The organism is Pedobacter sp. ASV12 (genome assembly GCF_016429155.1).
In the GTDB taxonomy this organism is placed as follows: domain Bacteria; phylum Bacteroidota; class Bacteroidia; order Sphingobacteriales; family Sphingobacteriaceae; genus Pedobacter.
Genome location: NZ_JAELUC010000079.1, coordinates 1 through 18,918, shown reverse-complemented (window position 1 = coordinate 18,918; position 18,918 = coordinate 1). Strand labels below are relative to the sequence as shown.

General features: G+C 43.3%; 26 protein-coding genes. 19 read left to right on the top strand and 7 right to left on the bottom strand.

Annotation, left to right across the window (positions count from 1 at the left end; translation table 11 throughout):
* The 19 genes from rplE to dnaK form a co-directional block, all read left to right on the top strand.
* Positions 1 to 525 (top strand): 50S ribosomal protein L5 (gene rplE, locus JHD69_RS15905; RefSeq protein WP_233165968.1); only part of this gene is annotated, 525 nt, incomplete at its 5' end.
* Positions 525 to 794 carry a 30S ribosomal protein S14 gene (gene rpsN, locus JHD69_RS15900; RefSeq protein WP_199141336.1) on the top strand — a complete coding sequence of 90 codons (270 nt, stop codon included), beginning with the start codon at positions 525 to 527 and terminating at the stop codon, positions 792 to 794. The genes rplE and rpsN, both read left to right, overlap by 1 nt.
* Positions 795 to 937: 143 nt before the next feature.
* Positions 938 to 1,336, top strand: coding sequence for a 30S ribosomal protein S8 (rpsH, locus tag JHD69_RS15895; RefSeq protein WP_199141335.1), 399 nt, complete (start codon positions 938 to 940; stop codon positions 1,334 to 1,336).
* Between the two features lie 14 nt (positions 1,337 to 1,350).
* Positions 1,351 to 1,908, top strand: a complete 558-nt coding sequence (gene rplF, locus JHD69_RS15890; RefSeq protein ID WP_199141334.1) for a 50S ribosomal protein L6 — start codon at positions 1,351 to 1,353, stop codon at positions 1,906 to 1,908.
* A gap of 5 nt (positions 1,909 to 1,913) precedes the next feature.
* A complete protein-coding gene (gene rplR, locus JHD69_RS15885; protein WP_199141333.1) occupies positions 1,914 to 2,264 on the top strand; it encodes a 50S ribosomal protein L18 in 351 nt (116 codons plus the stop codon).
* Between the two features lie 17 nt (positions 2,265 to 2,281).
* Positions 2,282 to 2,800 carry a 30S ribosomal protein S5 gene (gene rpsE, locus JHD69_RS15880; RefSeq protein ID WP_199141332.1) on the top strand — a complete coding sequence of 173 codons (519 nt, stop codon included), beginning with the start codon at positions 2,282 to 2,284 and terminating at the stop codon, positions 2,798 to 2,800.
* A 4-nt stretch (positions 2,801 to 2,804) separates the two neighbouring features.
* On the top strand, positions 2,805 to 2,984 hold the full coding sequence (rpmD, locus tag JHD69_RS15875; protein ID WP_199141331.1) for a 50S ribosomal protein L30: 180 nt from the start codon (positions 2,805 to 2,807) through the stop codon (positions 2,982 to 2,984).
* Between the two features lie 109 nt (positions 2,985 to 3,093).
* Positions 3,094 to 3,540: a 50S ribosomal protein L15 gene (gene rplO, locus JHD69_RS15870; protein WP_199141330.1), complete on the top strand. Its 447-nt coding sequence runs from the start codon at positions 3,094 to 3,096 to the stop codon at positions 3,538 to 3,540.
* Between the two features lie 6 nt (positions 3,541 to 3,546).
* Positions 3,547 to 4,878, top strand: coding sequence for a preprotein translocase subunit SecY (gene secY / locus JHD69_RS15865; RefSeq protein ID WP_199141329.1), 1,332 nt, complete (start codon positions 3,547 to 3,549; stop codon positions 4,876 to 4,878).
* 80 nt (positions 4,879 to 4,958) lie between these two features.
* Positions 4,959 to 5,744: a type I methionyl aminopeptidase gene (gene map / locus JHD69_RS15860; protein WP_199141328.1), complete on the top strand. Its 786-nt coding sequence runs from the start codon at positions 4,959 to 4,961 to the stop codon at positions 5,742 to 5,744.
* A gap of 71 nt (positions 5,745 to 5,815) precedes the next feature.
* Positions 5,816 to 6,034: a translation initiation factor IF-1 gene (gene infA / locus JHD69_RS15855; protein ID WP_010599888.1), complete on the top strand. Its 219-nt coding sequence runs from the start codon at positions 5,816 to 5,818 to the stop codon at positions 6,032 to 6,034.
* Between the two features lies 1 nt (position 6,035).
* Positions 6,036 to 6,152, top strand: a complete 117-nt coding sequence (gene ykgO / locus JHD69_RS15850) for a type B 50S ribosomal protein L36 (RefSeq protein ID WP_008244551.1) — start codon at positions 6,036 to 6,038, stop codon at positions 6,150 to 6,152.
* A gap of 73 nt (positions 6,153 to 6,225) precedes the next feature.
* Positions 6,226 to 6,603, top strand: a complete 378-nt coding sequence (gene rpsM / locus JHD69_RS15845) for a 30S ribosomal protein S13 (protein ID WP_199141327.1) — start codon at positions 6,226 to 6,228, stop codon at positions 6,601 to 6,603.
* A gap of 149 nt (positions 6,604 to 6,752) precedes the next feature.
* Positions 6,753 to 7,142, top strand: a complete 390-nt coding sequence (rpsK, locus tag JHD69_RS15840) for a 30S ribosomal protein S11 (RefSeq protein ID WP_199141326.1) — start codon at positions 6,753 to 6,755, stop codon at positions 7,140 to 7,142.
* A gap of 66 nt (positions 7,143 to 7,208) precedes the next feature.
* Positions 7,209 to 7,817: a 30S ribosomal protein S4 gene (gene rpsD / locus JHD69_RS15835; protein WP_199141325.1), complete on the top strand. Its 609-nt coding sequence runs from the start codon at positions 7,209 to 7,211 to the stop codon at positions 7,815 to 7,817.
* 76 nt (positions 7,818 to 7,893) lie between these two features.
* Entirely contained in the window at positions 7,894 to 8,886 is a 993-nt protein-coding gene (locus JHD69_RS15830) for a DNA-directed RNA polymerase subunit alpha (protein WP_199141324.1), read from the top strand.
* 137 nt (positions 8,887 to 9,023) lie between these two features.
* Positions 9,024 to 9,575 carry a 50S ribosomal protein L17 gene (gene rplQ, locus JHD69_RS15825; protein WP_199141323.1) on the top strand — a complete coding sequence of 184 codons (552 nt, stop codon included), beginning with the start codon at positions 9,024 to 9,026 and terminating at the stop codon, positions 9,573 to 9,575.
* A 116-nt stretch (positions 9,576 to 9,691) separates the two neighbouring features.
* Positions 9,692 to 10,891 carry a class I SAM-dependent methyltransferase gene (locus JHD69_RS15820; protein WP_199141322.1) on the top strand — a complete coding sequence of 400 codons (1,200 nt, stop codon included), beginning with the start codon at positions 9,692 to 9,694 and terminating at the stop codon, positions 10,889 to 10,891.
* A gap of 285 nt (positions 10,892 to 11,176) precedes the next feature.
* Positions 11,177 to 13,084 carry a molecular chaperone DnaK gene (gene dnaK / locus JHD69_RS15815; protein ID WP_199141321.1) on the top strand — a complete coding sequence of 636 codons (1,908 nt, stop codon included), beginning with the start codon at positions 11,177 to 11,179 and terminating at the stop codon, positions 13,082 to 13,084.
* Between the two features lie 66 nt (positions 13,085 to 13,150).
* Here the strand turns inward: dnaK and JHD69_RS15810 are convergent, their stop codons facing one another.
* From JHD69_RS15810 to JHD69_RS21055, 7 genes are all read right to left on the bottom strand, one after another.
* On the bottom strand, positions 13,151 to 13,858 hold the full coding sequence (locus JHD69_RS15810) for a TMEM175 family protein (protein ID WP_199141320.1): 708 nt from the start codon (positions 13,856 to 13,858) through the stop codon (positions 13,151 to 13,153).
* Positions 13,859 to 13,892: 34 nt separating this feature from the next.
* A complete protein-coding gene (locus tag JHD69_RS15805; protein ID WP_199141319.1) occupies positions 13,893 to 14,966 on the bottom strand; it encodes a phosphotransferase enzyme family protein in 1,074 nt (357 codons plus the stop codon).
* Positions 14,957 to 15,856 carry a nucleotidyltransferase family protein gene (locus JHD69_RS15800; RefSeq protein WP_199141318.1) on the bottom strand — a complete coding sequence of 300 codons (900 nt, stop codon included), beginning with the start codon at positions 15,854 to 15,856 and terminating at the stop codon, positions 14,957 to 14,959. Before JHD69_RS15800 ends, JHD69_RS15805 begins: the two co-directional genes overlap by 10 nt.
* A gap of 51 nt (positions 15,857 to 15,907) precedes the next feature.
* Positions 15,908 to 17,479, bottom strand: a complete 1,572-nt coding sequence (locus JHD69_RS15795) for a helicase HerA-like domain-containing protein (RefSeq protein ID WP_199141317.1) — start codon at positions 17,477 to 17,479, stop codon at positions 15,908 to 15,910.
* A 55-nt stretch (positions 17,480 to 17,534) separates the two neighbouring features.
* Positions 17,535 to 17,909 (bottom strand): hypothetical protein, encoded by a 375-nt coding sequence (locus JHD69_RS15790; RefSeq protein ID WP_199141316.1) that lies wholly within the window; start codon positions 17,907 to 17,909, stop codon positions 17,535 to 17,537.
* Between the two features lie 8 nt (positions 17,910 to 17,917).
* Positions 17,918 to 18,370, bottom strand: coding sequence for a DUF2059 domain-containing protein (locus JHD69_RS15785; protein ID WP_199141315.1), 453 nt, complete (start codon positions 18,368 to 18,370; stop codon positions 17,918 to 17,920).
* A 308-nt stretch (positions 18,371 to 18,678) separates the two neighbouring features.
* Positions 18,679 to 18,918, bottom strand: a 240-nt coding sequence (locus tag JHD69_RS21055; protein ID WP_233165967.1) for a hypothetical protein, incomplete at its 5' end; no start/stop codon positions are given.

Below are 18,918 nucleotides of genomic sequence, written 5' to 3'. Positions count from 1 at the left end.
CCCCCCCCCCCCCCCCCCCCCCCCCCCCCCCCCCCCCCCCCCCCCCCCCCCCCCCCCCCCCCCCCCCCCCCCCCCCCCCCCCCCCCCCCCCCCCCCCCCCCCCCACCCCCCCCCCCCCCCCCCCCACCCACACATGTCGTGGTTCGTCGGCAGCGTCAGATGTGTATAAGAGACAGGTCTAAGAAAGACATCTCTAACTTTAAGTTGCGTAAGGGCATGCCAGTTGGTGTAAGAGTAACTTTACGTGATAATAACATGTATGAGTTCTTAGATCGATTAATTTCCGTAGCTTTGCCGCGTATCCGCGATTTCAAAGGTATCAATGACAAAGGATTTGATGGAAAAGGTAACTACACATTGGGTATTACCGAGCAGATCATCTTCCCTGAGATCAATATCGATAAAATCAACAGGATTTTGGGTATGGACATTACTTTTGTAACGTCTGCTACCAACGATGTTGAGGCATTGGAACTTTTAAAACAATTTGGATTACCGTTTAAAAATCAAAAAACAGAGCAATAATGGCAAAAGAAGGTGTAAAAGCTCGCGAACTGAAGCGCCAAAGATTGGTTGCTAAATATGCAGAGAAGCGTGCGGCTTTAAAAGCGGCAGGCGACTATGAGGCGTTAGACAAATTACCTAAAAATTCGTCGGCAGTACGTTTGCACAACCGTTGCAAATTAACTGGTCGTCCTCGTGGATACATGCGTACCTTTGGCATTTCAAGGGTGTTGTTCCGCGATATGGCTTTGGCAGGAAAAATTCCTGGCGTAAGAAAAGCCAGCTGGTAATAAGAGTTTTAAGTAGTGAGTTATAAGTTGTAGGTACATACTTACGACTTATAACTTATTACGTATAACAGAACTGAATATTAACCGATAGCAGGTCCGAAGGCCGGGTGGCCAAGGGAAACCACTATCACAAATCAACAATAATGAATACAGATCCAATTGCAGATTATCTTACAAGGGTAAGAAATGCCATCAAGGCAAATCACAGAATTGTAGAGATCCCTGCATCAAACCTTAAAAAGGAAATTACAAAAGTACTTTTCGACAAAGGTTACATCGCAAACTACAAGTTTGAAGACACCACTGCTCAAGGCATCATCAAAATCGCTTTGAAGTACAATGCAATTACTAAAATTTCGGCTATCCGTACCTTAACCCGTATCAGCAAGCCAGGTTTGAGACAATATGCAGGTGTTGAAAACATGCCAAGAGTATTAAATGGTTTAGGTATCGCAATCTTATCTACTTCTAAAGGTGTAATGACCGATAAAGAAGCAGCCAAATTGAACATTGGCGGTGAGGTATTGTGTCACGTTTATTAATAGGAGATAGCAGAATGTCAAGAATAGGAAAAAACCCAATTAATGTGCCTGCTGGAGTAACTATTACTGTATCTAACGATAACGTAGTTACTGTTAAAGGTCCTAAAGGTGAACTAAGCCAAGCCTTAGATCAAGATATTACCGTTAGCCAAGAAGACGGCGTGTTAACCGTAAACCGTCCATCAGATCAAAAAAGACACAAAGCCTTGCACGGCTTGTATCGTTCATTGATCAACAACATGGTTATCGGCGTAACAGAAGGTTATAAATTAGAGCAAGAACTAGTAGGTGTGGGTTACCGTGCCACTAACCAAGGTAATACTTTGGACTTGGTGCTAGGTTATTCTCACCACTATGTATTCCAATTGCCACAAGAGATCAAAGTAACCACCACATCAGAAAAAGGTCAAACTCCTAAAATCATTTTAGAGAGCATCGACAAACAATTGATTGGCCAGGTTGCGGCAAAGATCCGCTCGTTACGTGCACCAGAGCCTTACAAAGGTAAAGGTATCAAGTTTGTTGGCGAAGAGTTAAGAAGAAAAGCAGGTAAATCAGCTTCTAAAAAATAATTAAAATGGCAAAGAAAATATCGCGTAGAGAGCGTATCAAAAAAGGCATCAGAAAAAGACTTACTGGTTCTGAGAGCCGTCCACGTTTATCAGTTTATAGAAGCAATAAAGGTATTTATGCTCAAATCATTAACGATGAAACTGGTAATACAATAGTTTCAGCATCATCTTTATCTAAAGATTTTACTGGTAAAGGAACAAAATCTGACCAATCAATCGCTGTGGGCAAGCTTATTGCCGAGAAAGCAATTGCAGCTGGAGTAAAAGAGGTTGTTTTCGACAGGAATGGTTATTTGTACCATGGTCGTGTGAAGTCGTTGGCAGATGGTGCCCGCGAAGCTGGTTTAGTATTTTAATCTGAAAAAAAGGTAAGATGTCAACTATCAATATAAAAAGAGTAAAGACTAGCGAAATCGAATTGAAAGATCGTTTAGTTAGCATACAACGTGTTGCCAAAGTAACCAAAGGCGGCCGTACCTTCAGCTTCTCAGCCATCGTGGTTGTAGGAGATGAACAAGGCGTTGTTGGTTATGGTTTAGGCAAAGCGAAAGAGGTTACAGAAGCCATTGCAAAAGGTGTAGACGATGCCAAAAAGAACTTGGTTAAAGTTCCGGTTTTGAACGGTACCGTGCCTCATGAGCAAATCGGCAAGTTTTCTGGCGGTTTCGTTTTGATCAAGCCTGCAGCAGTAGGTACCGGTGTAATTGCCGGTGGTGCCATGCGTGCCGTATTAGAGAGTGCCGGTATCCACAACGTATTGGCTAAGTCAAAAGGTTCATCAAACCCACACAACGTGGTAAAGGCAACTGTTGATGCCCTAACCAAAATGCGTGATGCGTATACCGTAGCTCAGCACCGTGGTGTGGATTTAAACAAAGTTTTTAACGGATAATATCATGGCTAAAATTAAAATAACCCAAGTAAAAAGCATTATCGATAGAAGCGAAAGCCAAAAAAGAACCATGAAAGCCTTAGGTTTAACAAAAATGAACCAAAGCGTAGAGGTTGAAGCTAACGCTGCCATTATTGGGATGGTAAGAAAAGTTAATCACTTAGTAGCTATAGAGACTATTTAATTGTTAAGAAATCTGCTTGGAGGCCTTCAAATGCTCTAAGCAGATTTTCTATTTATTTATCGTTGACCCTGATTAGTGAAAGCGAAGGGCAACACAACAAGTTTTAAAAATGAACTTAAGTAATCTAAAACCTGCAAAAGGTTCTGTAAAAAGCAGCAAAAGAATTGGTCGTGGACAAGGCTCAGGCCGTGGTGGTACTTCAACCCGTGGTCACAAAGGTGCTGGTTCACGTTCTGGATACTCAAGCAAAGTTGGTTTCGAAGGTGGTCAAATGCCTTTGCAACGCCGTGTACCTAAAGTAGGTTTCAAACCGATCAACCGTACAGAATATGTAGGCGTAAACTTAGACGTGCTACAAGGCTTGGCAGAGAAACACAACTTGTCGAGCATCGATTTCGCTGCTTTGCAACAGCATGGTTTGGCTTCTAAAAACGACTTGGTAAAAATCTTAGGTCGTGGCGAAGTTAAAGCGAAATTAGAAGTTACAGCTCATGCTTTTTCTGCAAGTGCACAAAAAGCCATCGAAGCTGCTGGAGGCTCAATCGTAAAATTGTAATTATTAATGAAGAAGCTATTTACTACTTTAAGTAATATTTGGAAAATACAGGAATTGAAGGAGCGTATTCTTTTTACGCTCATGATTCTTGTAATTTACAGGTTCGTTTGTCAAGTTGTTCTACCGGGTGTAGATCCAACTCAGTTAGCCAATACCCAAAAAACTGGTCTTCTAGGCTTGTTGGATATGTTTGCCGGTGGTGCCTTTTCTAAGGTATCAATTGTGGCATTGGGCGTTATGCCTTATATCTCTGCGTCTATCGTAGTTCAGTTGTTGGGCATTGCAGTACCTTCTTTCCAAAAAATGCAAAAAGAAGGAGAGAGCGGCAGAAAAAAATTAACGCAAATCACCCGCTACCTAACCGTAGCAATCACTGCTGTGCAGGCTGTAGGCTATGTGAAAACACAGGTGCCTACCAATGCCATCATGATCGACCACTTTACTTTCTATGTACTTTCGGGCTTTGTTTTGACCGCTGGTACCTTGTTTGTGATGTGGCTTGGTGAAAAGATAACAGATAAAGGTATAGGAAATGGTACATCATTGATCATCATGGTGGGTATCATTGCCCGTTTGCCAGTGGCTATGCAACAAGAAATCAGCTCGGCCTTTGCCGGTAGCGATGGTGGTGCAATCAGGCTGGTATTGGAAATCGTAGCTTTATTTGCAGTGGTAATGTTTACCATCCTTATTGTTCAAGGGGTACGTAAAGTGCCTGTACAATATGCCAAAAGAATTGTTGGCAACAGACAAGTAGGAGGCGTAAGGCAATACATTCCTTTAAAGGTTAATGCAGCCGGTGTAATGCCGATTATCTTTGCCCAGGCATTGATGTTCATCCCGAACGCATTGATCGGAATTTTCCCTAAGCTAACCGATAGCTGGTTACATTCGTATACCGATATTACCTCGCTAACGTATAGCTTAACATTTGCGTTTTTAATCATTGCCTTCACTTTCTTTTATACGGCCATTACGGTTAACCCAACCCAAATGTCTGACGACATGAAAAAGAACGGCGGTTTCATTCCGGGCATCAAGCCGGGTTTGGCAACCTCAAGTTTCATTGACGATGTCATCTCTAAGATCACTTTCCCAGGATCGTTGTTCTTGGCTATCATCGCCATCCTGCCGTCGTTTGCCGTAAGAGTGGGTATTCAACAAGAATTCGCCCATTTCTTTGGAGGTACTTCATTATTGATCTTGGTAGGTGTAGTATTGGATACTTTGCAACAAATTGAAAGTTATCTGTTGATGCGCCACTACGATGGTTTAATGAAAACAGGCAGGGTTACTGGCCGTACCGGTATTCCGGCTGCTGGTAGCAGTGCATTATAAGAATGAATGGATGATAGAAGGATTGAGTATCCGAATAACTATTCGATCTTTCAACAGCTCCCTCATTCAAAATTAAAAACATGTCAAAAATTTTCTACAAATCTCCGGAGGAGATCGAATTAATAAGAGAAAGTTCTTTACTGGTTTCCAAAACTTTGGCCGAAGTGGCCAAAGTTATTGGGCCGGGTATGACAACACTGGCCCTAGACAAGCTGGCTTATGAGTTTATTAAAGACCATGGAGCAATCCCTGCCTTTTTGAACTATGGCGGTTTTCCCAACTCTTTGTGCATTTCGCCCAATGAACAGGTGGTACACGGTTTTCCGGGCGAGTACGTAATTCAGGAAGGAGACCTGATCTCTGTTGATTGCGGTGTAATCAAAAATAATTTCTTTGGAGATTCTGCTTATACTTTTTCTATTGGAGAAGTAGATGCGGAAAAACAAAAACTAACCAAGGTAACTCAAGAGTGCCTCAACCTGGCCATCGAAAAAGCGGTTGTGGGTATGCGCATCGGCGATATAGCCTTTGCCGTACAAAACCACGCCGAGACCAATGGCTTTGGGGTAGTTAGGGAACTTGTGGGGCATGGTGTTGGCGTACAGCTGCACGAGAAGCCTGAAGTGCCTAACTATGGTAAGCGAGGAAGCGGCATTAAGCTGGAAGAGGGAATGGTAATTGCCATCGAACCGATGATCAACGCTGGCGCTGCCGGAGTTAAGTTCTGGGCCGATGGTTGGACCGTAACCACGAAAGACAATAAACCTTCCGCGCATTTTGAACATACGGTTGCTGTTAAAAAGGGGAAAGCGGATGTTTTATCAACCTTTTCGTTGATTGAAGAAGTTTTAAAAGAAAAAAAATAAAAAATTCAAAATTTTTATTTAATTTTGCAACCCTGTTTAACAACAGCTAATTAAGTAAAAATCAATATTATATGGCTAAACAAGCCTCAATTGAACAAGACGGAGTAATAAGGGAAGCATTATCGAATGCGATGTTCAGGGTTGAACTCGAGAACGGACATGAGATTATCGCCCATATTTCAGGAAAAATGAGGATGCACTACATCAAAATTTTGCCTGGAGACAAAGTTAAATTAGAGATGTCGCCTTACGACTTAACGAAAGGCAGAATTACTTATAGATACAAATAAAATGAAAGTTAGATCTTCAATCAAAAAACGTAGCGCTGATTGCAAAGTGATTCGTCGCAAAGGCAAGCTTTACGTAATTAACAAGAAAAACCCTAAGTTCAAGCAACGTCAGGGGTAATTAAAAATACTGGAACGAAGTCCGCACAACGGTGGCCCGCCGTTCGGTCGTTCATTAAAAACAATTTATAAATATGGCAAGGATATCAGGTATTGATTTACCAAGAAACAAAAGAGGCGAAATCGGTCTAACCTACATCTACGGAATAGGTAGATCAACTGCTCAAAGCATTTTGACCCAGGCAGGAATCGATCTTAGCAAAAAAGTACAGGACTGGTCAGACGACGAATTGTCGGCTATCCGTACCATCATCAACGACACCATCAAGGTAGAAGGTGCATTGCGTTCGGAAGTTCAGTTGAACATCAAACGTTTAATGGATATCGGTTGCTACCGTGGTCTTCGTCACAGAAAAGGCTTGCCTGTTCGTGGCCAACGTACCAAAAACAACTCTCGTACCCGTAAAGGAAAGAGAAAAACAGTTGCTAACAAGAAAAAAGCTACTAAATAGTAATTGATAGATGGGAGATGAGATTGGAGATGCGAGACATTTCCGAAATCAGCTCAAGTCTGGAATAAAAAGATAAAAAATAGGATGCCGAGTGCCGAGATAGGCAAGTGCTTGATCTCAAGTCTCCCATCTAAAATCTAAAAGAAAAAATGGCTAAAAGTAAAAAAGTTACCAAAAAACGTATCGTTGTGATCGAGCCTGTTGGTCAGGCCCACATCAATGCTACGTTCAACAACATCATTGTTACCCTAACCAACAACAACGGTCAAACCATTTCTTGGTCGTCTGCAGGTAAAATGGGCTTCAAAGGTTCTAAAAAGAACACTCCATATGCAGCAGGTCAAGCGGCTTCAGACTGTGGCAAAGTAGCATTTGATTTAGGCTTGCGTAAAGTTGAGGTATTTGTAAAAGGTCCAGGTTCAGGCCGTGAGTCTGCCATCAGAACTTTGCAAGTAGCTGGTTTGGAAGTAATGTCTATCAAAGACATCACCCCGCTTCCGCACAACGGCTGTCGCCCACCTAAGAAAAGAAGAGTTTAATCAATTAATTTTTAAAGCTAAGAGTCTGCAGCTACAGGTTGCATGATACTTTAAAATCACAAACAAATGGCAAGATATACCGGACCAAAGTCCAAAATCGCCCGTAAGTTCAGAGAGCCAATTTTCGGTCCTGACAAAGTATTAGACAGAAAAAATTATCCTCCAGGCCAACACGGCGCTTCAAAAAGAAGAGGAAAACAATCTGAGTACGCCATCCAGTTAATGGAGAAGCAAAAAGTGAAATACACTTATGGTGTATTGGAAAAACAATTCCGCAACTTGTTCACTAAAGCATCGTCACGTCAAGGTATTACCGGTGATAACTTATTGCAATTGCTAGAGGCACGCTTGGACAATACCGTATACAGATTAGGCATTGCGCCAACCCGTTCAGGTGCACGCCAATTGGTTAGCCACAAGCACATCACCGTAAACGGCGAGGTGGTTAATATTCCATCATATCAATTAAGAGCTGGCGACGTAGTAGCAGTTCGTGAGAAATCTAAAACCTTAGAGGCCATCACCAACTCAGTTGCAGGCAGGGCAATCAACAAGTTCAACTGGTTAGATTGGAACGCCGGCGAGTTGACAGGTAAGTTCTTGGCTTATCCTAACCGCGACGAGATCCCAGAAAACATTAAGGAAAACCTTATTGTAGAGTTGTACTCTAAGTAATAGATTTGGTTAAAGCCCTCGTGGCTTTAACTTTTTTACGTTACACAACATTAATAAAAATCTAAAAACATTATAAATGGCAATTTTAGCATTTCAGAAACCAGACAAGGTAATCATGCAGAAATCAACCGATTTCGATGGTCAATTTGAATTTCGTCCTTTAGAGCCCGGTTTCGGTGTAACAATAGGTAATGCCTTGAGAAGAATCCTACTTTCTTCATTAGAAGGTTTTGCCATTACAAGTATTCGTTTTTCAGGCGTTTCTCACGAATTTTCGACCATGAAAGGTGTGGTTGAAGATTTGACCGAGATCATCTTAAACTTGAAACAAGTTCGTTTCAAGAAAGTTGGCGAGTCTGGCGATTCAGAAAAAGTATTCATCATTGTAAATGGTCAAGAGCAATTCTTGGCTGGTGATATCACCAAGTTCTCTAACAACTTTGAGGTATTGAACCCTGAGTTGGTTATCTGCAACATGGAGAAATCGGTAACCTTAGAGGTAGAACTAACGATCAATAAAGGCCGTGGCTATGTTCCTGCAGAAGAGAACAAAATCACTGATACCGTAGTGGGTGTGATCGCGATCGACTCTATCTTCACCCCAATGAAGAATGTAAAATACACGATTGAAAACTATCGTGTTGAGCAAAAAACCGATTATGAGAAATTGATTTTGGATATCTCTACCGATGGTTCGATCCACCCGGAAGAAGCTTTGAAAGAAGCCGCCAAAATCTTGATCCAACACTTCATGCTATTCTCTGACGAGAACCTGGTATTAGAATCACAAGCTAAAGAAGAAACCAAAGAAGTTGACGAGGAAATCCTGCACATGCGCAAAATCCTTAAAACCGAATTGGTTGACCTTGATCTATCTGTACGTGCCTTGAACTGCCTGAAAGCTGCCGATATCCGCACTTTAGCTGATTTGGTGTCTTATGATGTAGCAGATATGTTGAAGTTCAGAAACTTCGGTAAAAAATCGCTAACCGAAATCCAAGAGCTGGTAAAATCTAAACAATTGTCGTTTGGAATGAACTTGGCCAAATTCAAGTTAGACGAAGAATAAGCAAGTTCTCAGTTTTGAGTTAACAGTTGTGAAACTGTAGATTAAAGCTAGCACTAGATAAGAATAATTAATATTCACAGTGTATAATTCCCTCAGATTAAGTTCAAAGAGACGGTATACACTTTACAAAACAAAAAATGAGACACGGTAAAAAATTTAACCATTTAGGCAGAACCACATCGCACAGAAAAGCGATGTTGGCAAACATGGCCTCATCGTTAATTAAACACAAGAGAATTTCAACTACCTTGGCTAAAGCAAAAGCTTTGCGCGTTTATGTTGAGCCTCTGATCACAAAATCTAAAAACGACACTACGCACTCTCGCCGTATCGTTTTCTCTTATCTTCAGGATAAAGACAGCGTTACCGAGTTGTTCCGCGACGTGGCAACCAAAGTAGCTAACCGTCCGGGTGGTTACACTCGTATCATCAAATTGAACAATCGTTTAGGTGATAACGCAGAAATGGCTTTGATCGAACTAGTAGATTACAACGAAGTTTACGGTAAAGATGCCGCCGCAGCCGAGAAGAAAACAACGCGTAGAAGCAGAAGCAAATCTTCAGCTAAAAAAGCTGATGCTCCTGCAGCTGAAGCAAAAGAAGAAAAAGCACCTGCTGTTGAAGAAACTCCAGCAACAGAAGAAGCAACTCCAGAAGCTACAGCAACTGAAGAAGAGCCAAAAGCTTAATCACTGAGCCTCCTGAAAGGGAATAGGCTTCAAAAATATAAACCCTTTAGGAAATCCCTAAAGGGTTTTTTGTTGGACAAAGAAACCATTTGATTTATTTGCCTTAATTTTGCCTTATGACCAGCACTCCTGCCTTATCCAGATTTGAAGCCCTTTTGAGCGAAAGCCTCGGTGCGGGTCAATTTGTAAAACTTTCTTTGGGTAATTACCAAGGCCAGGAAGAAGCGCTGAGGAACATCTATGTGAAGCAGGTGCTCATTAAAAGACAGCCGATGCTCTCTTTTAACTACCGCTATAAAACCAGGGATATCTTTAAGAACCATTCGCTGGCCGAAGGTATTTCGCTTATCGTTGCCTTAATTGAGCACGATTTTAAAATAGCTACGCTTTTTACCGTACAGCACGAGTATATTTTGGAGCATCGAAAAAATACGGTTGATATCCGCGAGAAGGCGCTGGAGGTAAAGTTGGAGACCAGCCAAGCGCACAATAAAGAAAAGAAACGTCTGATTAATTCCAATGGCTCTTATTTGCACGATCTTAAGATTACCGATGCCGAAGGCAAGGTGTACAAAAATGCGCAAGACAAGTACAAGCAGATTAACCAATACATTGAGATATTAAGCTCGCTGATTAAGGAACTGCCCAAAGGCACCATCAAAAACGTAGTGGATATGGGCGCCGGAAAAGGCTACCTTACCTTTGCCTTATACGATTACTTGCACACGCAACTACAGCTTCAGGCCAATGTAGTGGGCGTAGAATATAGGGAGGACCTGGTGGCGCTCAGCAACACTATAGCCCAACAGACGGGCTTTGAAAAGCTCCAGTTTGTGCAAGGAACCATAGAGGATTATCACGCAGATCAGCTCAATTTGCTGATTGCCTTGCACGCTTGCGATACCGCTACCGACGATGCGATTTTTAAAGGCATAAAAGCCAATGCCGAACTGATTGTGGTGGCGCCTTGTTGCCATAAGCAGATCAGACGGGAGATAGAAAGAAACAAGGTACAGAATAACGTTTCTTTTTTAACCCAATATGGCATTTTTTTAGAACGACAGGCCGAAATGGTAACCGATGGTATCAGGGCATTGATTTTAGAGTATTTTGGCTATAAAACCAAAGTGCTTGAATTTATTTCTGATGCACATACGCCTAAGAATGTACTGGTAGTTGGTGTTAAGAGAGCAGAGAGCCCAAAGACCAAGACAGAGAACGAACGCAAAGCCGTAATACTCCAAAAGATCAAAGATACCAAAGCCTATTTTGGCATTGGCTATCACCATTTGGAAAGACTTTTGGCACTTAACTAGCATTAAGGTGTCGCAATTTGCGACACCTTCCATGGAATAGTTAGTCGCAGATGGACAGATTTTGTTTTCTAGCTGGGGCTACCTTGCCTTTTGCCTTCAATCTTCATCCCTCATCCCTCATCATTCTGTCCTCAACCTCTATTCCTGCCAAGCTGTCAGCAAAAGAATGGCCGTTTTTTTACATTTTAGCAGGGTTTTAGGCGCTATTTCTGCCAAAACCTAATTGGCACATTGCTTGTTATTAGGGTATATAAAACATTAAAACTTTAAGAAATATATAATAAAATGGGAAAAATAATTGGTATAGACTTAGGAACAACAAACTCTTGCGTTGCTGTAATGGAGGGTAACGAACCTGTAGTTATAGCAAACAGCGAGGGCAAACGTACTACGCCATCTATTGTTGCTTTTGCAGAGAACGGCGAGCGTAAGGTGGGCGAGCCTGCAAAACGTCAGGCAATAACAAACCCAACCAAAACAATTTATTCGATTAAGCGCTTTATGGGCAGCAGCTATGCTGAAGTGGCAAAGGAAATTGCCAGGGTGCCTTATAAAGTGGTTAAAGGCGACAACAATACGCCACGTGTAGAAATTGACGACCGCAAATATACTCCACAAGAGATTTCTGCTATGATTTTGCAAAAAATGAAAAAAACTGCAGAAGATTTCTTGGGCCAAGAAGTAACCGAAGCTGTAATTACCGTTCCGGCTTACTTTAACGATGCACAACGTCAGGCTACTAAAGAAGCTGGCGAAATTGCCGGTCTTTCTGTAAAACGTATCATTAACGAGCCTACTGCAGCTGCTTTGGCCTATGGCTTAGACAAAGCGCACAAAGACATGAAAATTGTGGTGTTTGACTGTGGAGGTGGTACGCACGACGTGTCTGTATTGGAATTGGGCGATGGCGTTTTCGAAGTAAAATCAACCGATGGCGATACGCACTTGGGCGGTGACGACTTTGACCACGTGATTATCGAGTGGTTGGCCGACGAGTTCAAAAACGAAAACGGCATGGACTTGCACAAAGATCCAATGGCTTTGCAACGTTTAAAAGAAGCTGCCGAGAAAGCTAAAATCGAGCTTTCTAGCACCACTTCAACCGAAATCAACCTGCCGTACATCACTGCCGATGCCAGCGGTCCTAAACACTTGGTTAGAACCTTAAGCCGTGCAAAATTTGAGCAATTGGCTAGCGATTTGATCAAACGTACGATCGATCCTTGTAAATCGGCTTTGAAAAATGCTGGTTTGAGCGTGAGCGATATCGACGAGATTATCTTGGTAGGTGGTTCAACCCGTATTCCTGCTATTCAGGATGCGGTTAAAGCCTTCTTCGGCAAAGAGCCAAGCAAAGGTGTAAACCCTGACGAAGTAGTGGCCATCGGTGCAGCTATTCAAGGTGGTGTATTAACCGGTGAGGTTAAAGATGTATTATTGCTTGATGTAACTCCGCTTTCGTTAGGTATCGAAACCATGGGTGGCGTAATGACCAAATTGATTGAGGCGAATACAACCATTCCTTCTAAGAAATCAGAAACCTTTTCTACAGCCGCTGATAATCAACCATCGGTAGAGATCCACATTTTGCAAGGCGAGCGCCCAATGGCTGCTCAAAACCGCACTATTGGCCGTTTCATCTTGGATGGAATTCCGCCAGCACCACGTGGCGTGCCTCAGGTAGAAGTTGCTTTTGATATCGATGCCAACGGTATCTTGCATGTAAGTGCTAAAGATAAAGCCACTGGCAAAGAGCAAAAAATCCGCATCGAAGCTTCATCAGGTTTAACTGATGCCGAAATTCAAAAAATGAAGCAAGAAGCCGAAGCTAATGCCGAAGCTGATGCCAAAGCAAAAGAAGAAGCTGATAAAATCAACAGCGCTGATGCTTTGATCTTCTCAACCGAGAAACAATTGAAAGAGTTTGGCGAAAAATTATCAGCCGATAAAAAAGCTCCAATTGAAGAAGGCTTGAAAAAATTGAAAGAGGCACATGCTTCGCGTAATTTTGCTGCTATCGATGCTGCACAAACCGAATTGCAAAATGCATGGAACGCTGCATCTGAAGAAATGTACAAAGCAGGTCAGGAAGGCCAACCTCAAGGCGAAGCGCCACAAGCTGATGCCCAACAAGGTGGCGATACCGTAACCGATGTTGACTTTGAAGAAGTAAAAGACGACGAAAAGAAATAAGCTTTAGTTGGAAATACAAAATCATCAATAAAAAAGGCCCCGAAATTTTTCGGGGCCTTTTTTATGTTAATGCTTTGAGGTTTTTTGTTTTGGCTTTTGACGGGTCGTTGTGAATTCGAGTTCCTTCTTTTTGCCGAAATATTTGTTCAGGATCATGATGGCTGGCCAGATTAGCATAGGACTAAATCTGCTCAGCATATTGATTTGATTGGTGCTAGGCAGGCAGATGTCCATCATAACGCCCAACAAAAAGATGCCAGGAACAACCAAGGTGCGCCAACGGGCCAATTGCCTGGCTCTCACGTCGTCAAAACCCTCCGAAATTCGGCCGCGATGCTTGATTATATAAGCCAATAAGGCATAGTTTAAAAGGCCTGTTGCGGCCACATTGGCACAATAAAAATAATAGGGCAACGCGTAGGCGGTATGCTCACTATAATAGGCCGAGCTAAAGGGCATCAAAATAATAGTGAATAGGAAAAGGAAATTGAGCCAGATTAACTTGTCATCGTAATCCTTAATGAATGAAAATAGGCGGTGGTGCGAACGCCAATAGATAGCGATTACAAAGAAACTGATAATGAAGCCGATAAACAAGGGGCTGAGGCTAAGCAGCTGGTCTGCCATTTGGCTTGGCGTAGCGCCATGCGGAATATGTGGAGGCTTGATTTCGATAACGAGCAAAGTAATGGCAATGGCAAATACGGCATCGGTAAAAAGAATCATCCTTTCGATCTGGAATTCTTTTTTAATTTCGTTGTGAAGCTGAGACATCTGAGTAAGGATTAATTAGAACTTGAAATATGGGTTACGGTAAACAGTCTTCAATGATATCCTGTAATACCTTTTCGTTGGCGAAGAATTCTTTCAAAAGCTTGAACTGGTTTTGGGCCCTATCCAAATTTTGATTGGGATAAGCTACCGGATAATAAATGCTGCCGTTGAGGTAGTCGGTTAAAAAGCGGAGCGCCTGCATGTACACCATATATTTTCCCGAAAATAAAATCAGTTCCTTTTCGGTAGGGGTAAGGATAGTTCCCATGGCCGAAAGATAGCCCTGTATGGTTGCTTTAAAATAAGGCAGACGGATTTTGATGAGCTCCAAATTAGTTTCGTTTTCGGAGAAGGCACAGGTATAAGACCGTAGCATGTCGCCGAGGTCTGAAATAAATTTTCCAGGCATCAGCGTGTCGAGATCGATTACACAAACGCCTTCGTAGCTTGTTTCGTTTAACAGCACATTACTGATTTTGGTATCGTGATGGATCACACGGTCTGGAAAATCATGGCGGTGCTCGTAAGAGTGGTAATAAGCTAAAATGAAATGGTATTGCAAAGCCATGGCAATGGCTTGTTCGGCTTCTTTTTTTAATGGCTCACTACATTGGCTTAAGGCAAAGGTAAACTGCTCATACCTTAGGGTCAGGTTATGGAAACCGGGAATGGTTGGGCTTAGCTGGGCCGTATCGAAACCGTTGAGCAAGAAGCTCAATTTGCCGAATTGTTGGGCCGCCTCGTAGGCCTGCCTGGGCTCGTTTAAGGTATCAAAGGCAACGCTATCGCTTACAAAGGGCAGCAGGCGCCAATATTCGCCGTGGTGGGTTGCCATTAAACTACCGTTGATGGTGAGCATAGGGGCCGGAAATAAATAACCTGGATAATTTGTCTTTAGGTAGTTGGCTATGGTGCTAACGTTGCGTGCAATTGCCGAAGGATTGTGAAATACCCGGACATTGATGTTTTGGAGGATATATTTTTGCTGGTTTGGCGCCAAAAGCAAATAGGTTCGGTTAATGAGCCCCGAACCTATTTGTTGTAACGTTACGGTGTTTTTGCTAAAACCGTAAGCCTTTAAAATCGCTTCATCAAGAATTAGCTCCATAAATTTGCAGGATACGCGCCATCTTTGATCAGCTGGTCGATACTGGCTTGTACAATGGGCTTGTCTTCTTTATAAGTAACCCCAAACCATTGGTTGGCTGTTGGGATGTTCCTGAAATTGGCAATGTTGTTTTTCACCAGGTATTCACCAATTAGCGGGATAAAGAATTCGGCTTTAGGCTTGTCTTTATTCGCCTCGGCAAACTTAACAAACTGCTCTTCGGTTACCTTGAATACGGCTGGCGTAAAGCCCCAAAAGTTCATAGACACTGGTGTTTCGAAGGCCAATGGATATTCTTTGTCGTCTTCTTCGTAAACGATGGCATCGTCTTTTTTATAGATTTTGGTGCGTTCGTTGATTTCGGTAATATTGCCGGCATCATCTACCTGGCAAACGCCACGCGAAACCGAACCAAAGTCGGACAGGGTTTTGCCAATCTGATAGCCTACAATGGCATATTGGCTGTCGGTAACCTCGTTGGTCAAGAAGTCAACCATTTTCTTAAAGGCGTCATAACCATAAAAATCGTCGGCATTGATAATGCAGAAAGGTTCTTTGATTACTTTGCGGCCCGAAAGCATGGCATGTGCAGTGCCCCAAGGTTTTTCCCTGTAAATTTCTTCGGCTATGCCAAACTGTTTCAAATCGAAGTTCTGGAAAACATATTCGGTTTCGATTTTACCTTGGAGCTTAGGTTCGAAAATAGCCTTAAAATTGTCCAAGAATTCTTCTTTGATGATAAACACCACTTTGCCAAATCCGGCTTTAATGGCATCATAAATTGAATAATCGATAATGGTTTCGCCATTTGGTCCAAAACCATCAATTTGTTTCATGCTTCCGTAGCGGCTAGCCATTCCGGCAGCCAGTATAAGTAAGGTTGGTTTCATTAAAAATCAATAATAAAATTTAGGTAAGTAGATGAGCCCCAAAGGTAAGTTTTATAAGCCAAAAATACCACCACTTCTTGATCTTGGTTTTTTGCCTGTAAGCATGCCAAAAAGGCCACGTACAATTTCCTTCCCGATTTGGCGCGTAATGGTAGCGCCCATTACCTGTTCAACAATGCTTTTTTCGCCGGGCTTAGGCTTGCTGGCTTCTTCCTGCCTTTTTTGTTCCTCGGCCGTCGCCTTGGCTTCGTTTTCTTCGGCCAGTTTGAGGTTGATGCGATCGGTCAGCATTTCGAAAGCACTTATCGGGTCGACGCTTTGCTGGTATTTGGTAAACAAGGGGCTGGCCTGCATCAGTTTTTCGCAATCGATGGCTGCCATCGGACCCATAACGGCCCGTGGCGGGGTAAGCATGGTTGCTGCCACTTCTGTTGGGATTCCTTTTTCGTTCAGTACGGTAATCAGGGCCTGACCAGTTCCTAGAGAGGTTAAAACTTTGTCTATTTCGTAAAAATCTGATTTGGGATAGGTGTTTACGGTTTTCTTCAACGCATCCACATCGTTTGGCGTAAAGGCCCTGAGTGCATGCTGTACCCGATTGCCCAGCTGTGCCAATACGCTTTCTGGGACATCCATGGGCGATTGCGTACAAAAGAATACGCCAATTCCCTTAGAACGGATGAGCCTGATGATGGTATTGACCTGGTCTAAAAATGCTTTCGGTGCGTCGTTAAACAGCAAATGCGCCTCGTCGAAAAAGAAAACCAGTTTAGGCTTATCCAAATCGCCTGCTTCGGGCATGGCCTGATAGATTTCGGCCAATAAGCTGAGCAGGAAAGTAGAATAGAGTACCGGCTGGTTTTGCACATCGGAAATGTTGAGCAGGCTGATGACGCCCTTGCCGTCGACCCTGCTAAAAAGATCTTCGATATCGTAAGAGGTTTCGCCGAACATCCCGCCCAAACCTTGTTGCTCTATGGCAACTATCTTTCTTAAAATGGTACTCGAGGTAGCCGTAGAAATAGAGCCGTAGCTGCTTTTGATTTCGGTTGCGCCCGGGCCTTCGGCCAAATAGCCCAATAATTTCTTCAGGTCGTTCAGGTCAACCACAGGCATTTTGTTGTCGTCGGCATATTTAAAAATAACCGAGAGCACGCCCGTTTGCGTTTCGTTGAGTTCGAGTATCTTGGAGAGCAGCACTGGACCAAATTCGCTTACCGTGGCCCGCATTTGTGCGCCCAATTTGCCGCTTAGCGAGTAAAGCTCTATCGGAAATCCGCTTGGCGTAAAGGCTTTGTTGAGCTGTTGTGCCCTTTCTTCTATTTTCGGGTTGCTGGTTCCGGCTTGGTATAATCCTGATAAATCGCCTTTTACATCGAGCATAAAAACAGGCACACCTGCATCAGAAAGCTGCTCGGCCAGCAGTTGCAAGGTCCTGGTTTTTCCCGTTCCGGTTGCACCGGCAATCAGACCGTGGCGGTTCATCATCCGCAAGGGCAGGTTAACTTCGGCTTCGGCCAGTACTTCGCCGTCTAAAATTCCGGCGCCCAGGTAAATGGATGCACCGCTTGGGGCATAAGAGGCTTTGATTTTTTCAATGAATAGTGCTTTTTTGTCGCTCATGGTATAGCTGTTTTAGGACTTCAATTTAAGAAAGAAATCTGCAAAAGGGAAATGATTAATTTTTGGCCGGCCTATGGGGTTTGTCGAGCTTTAAGGCAAGTGCCAAGTGGACAAGCAAGGTTAGCGAAAGCACAATTTCGCCAGTTAGGAGCATCCACATGGTTTTTTGTTGCCCGAGGGCCACAAAGGTTTGCAGGATACCAACTATTGAAAAAACGGCATAAACCGAGGTTAGGATGGCTGTTAAATCGTGCCAAAAACCCAATTTGAACTGCCTGATTTTGAGGTTCTGCAAGACGCGCCAGTTAAAAACAAGCGGAAACAAAAGCAACAAAAAGCCAAGCCAATCGCCTTTGAGTTTGGCCAATGCCAAATAAGCCAGGCACAGGGCAAGATTAAAATAGCTTAGCTTTCTTAAAAATACTTCCATCAATTAAATCAGTTGTACTTTTCTTTGATTTTATCCACTACGCGCTGTCCAATTTTCATGCCCCATTCTTTGCCGGCTTCCATCGAGCCATTGAGGATGAGCGGTGTTTTTTCTGCGAATTTTTTGCCTGCCGGCGATTCGTAGAAAGCTGTAATTTGCTTCAAATCGTCAATGCTGAGGTGCTTTTGGTAAACAGGCAGTAAGAGGTCTAAAAGTTCGGTCATCGAAGTCTTTTTCAGTTCGGTTTCCATTTCGGTCCAAAACTCAGCTGGGATATCAGATTGCTGTTGCTTGAGTGTGCCAATCATCTGGTCGATGGCTACCTTAAAGCTGGCTTCGGAGCCGGAAAGCGTCAATAATTTCTGCAGTTCTGTTTTGTAGGGTGTTGTGGTGCTTGTGCCTTGAGCAAAACAAGTTGGACCAGCCAAGCTTAAAAAGGCGATAATCAAGAATTTTTTCATTTGTTTTTTAGGGTTATCCGGTAGCCAATATAGCAATAAAGCAACCATTAGTAAGATGCGGTTTGAAATTTATCGGCCCCAGGGTTTCGATAATGTTAAGCGGATATTAAATTAATGTTAAGCATTGTTAACAATATCATAATTTGCCCTTTTAAGAAGTGCTCCGTAGCTTTATACCATGAATTACCCTGTATTTATATTTCACGAATTGGTATTTAGATTTGCGGAAGTTAATAAGAAAATTGGTAGGTATCTATCTAATTCTATTCAAGATAACGAATGCTTGATCAGGACTTCTGCGGGACAAATCAAGATTTCTTTGGGCCTGCTCGAAAAGCAATACCTCTGTCTCTTATACACATCTGACGCTGCCGACGAACCACGACAAAAAAATTTTGTTTTGGGGGGGGGGGGGGGGGGGGGGGGGGGGGGGGGGGGGGGGGGGGGGGGGGGGGGGGGGTGGGGGGGGGGGGGGGGGGGGGGGGGGGGGGGGGGGGGGGGGGGGGGGGGGGGGGGGGGGGGGGGGGGGGGGGGGGGGGGGGGGGGGG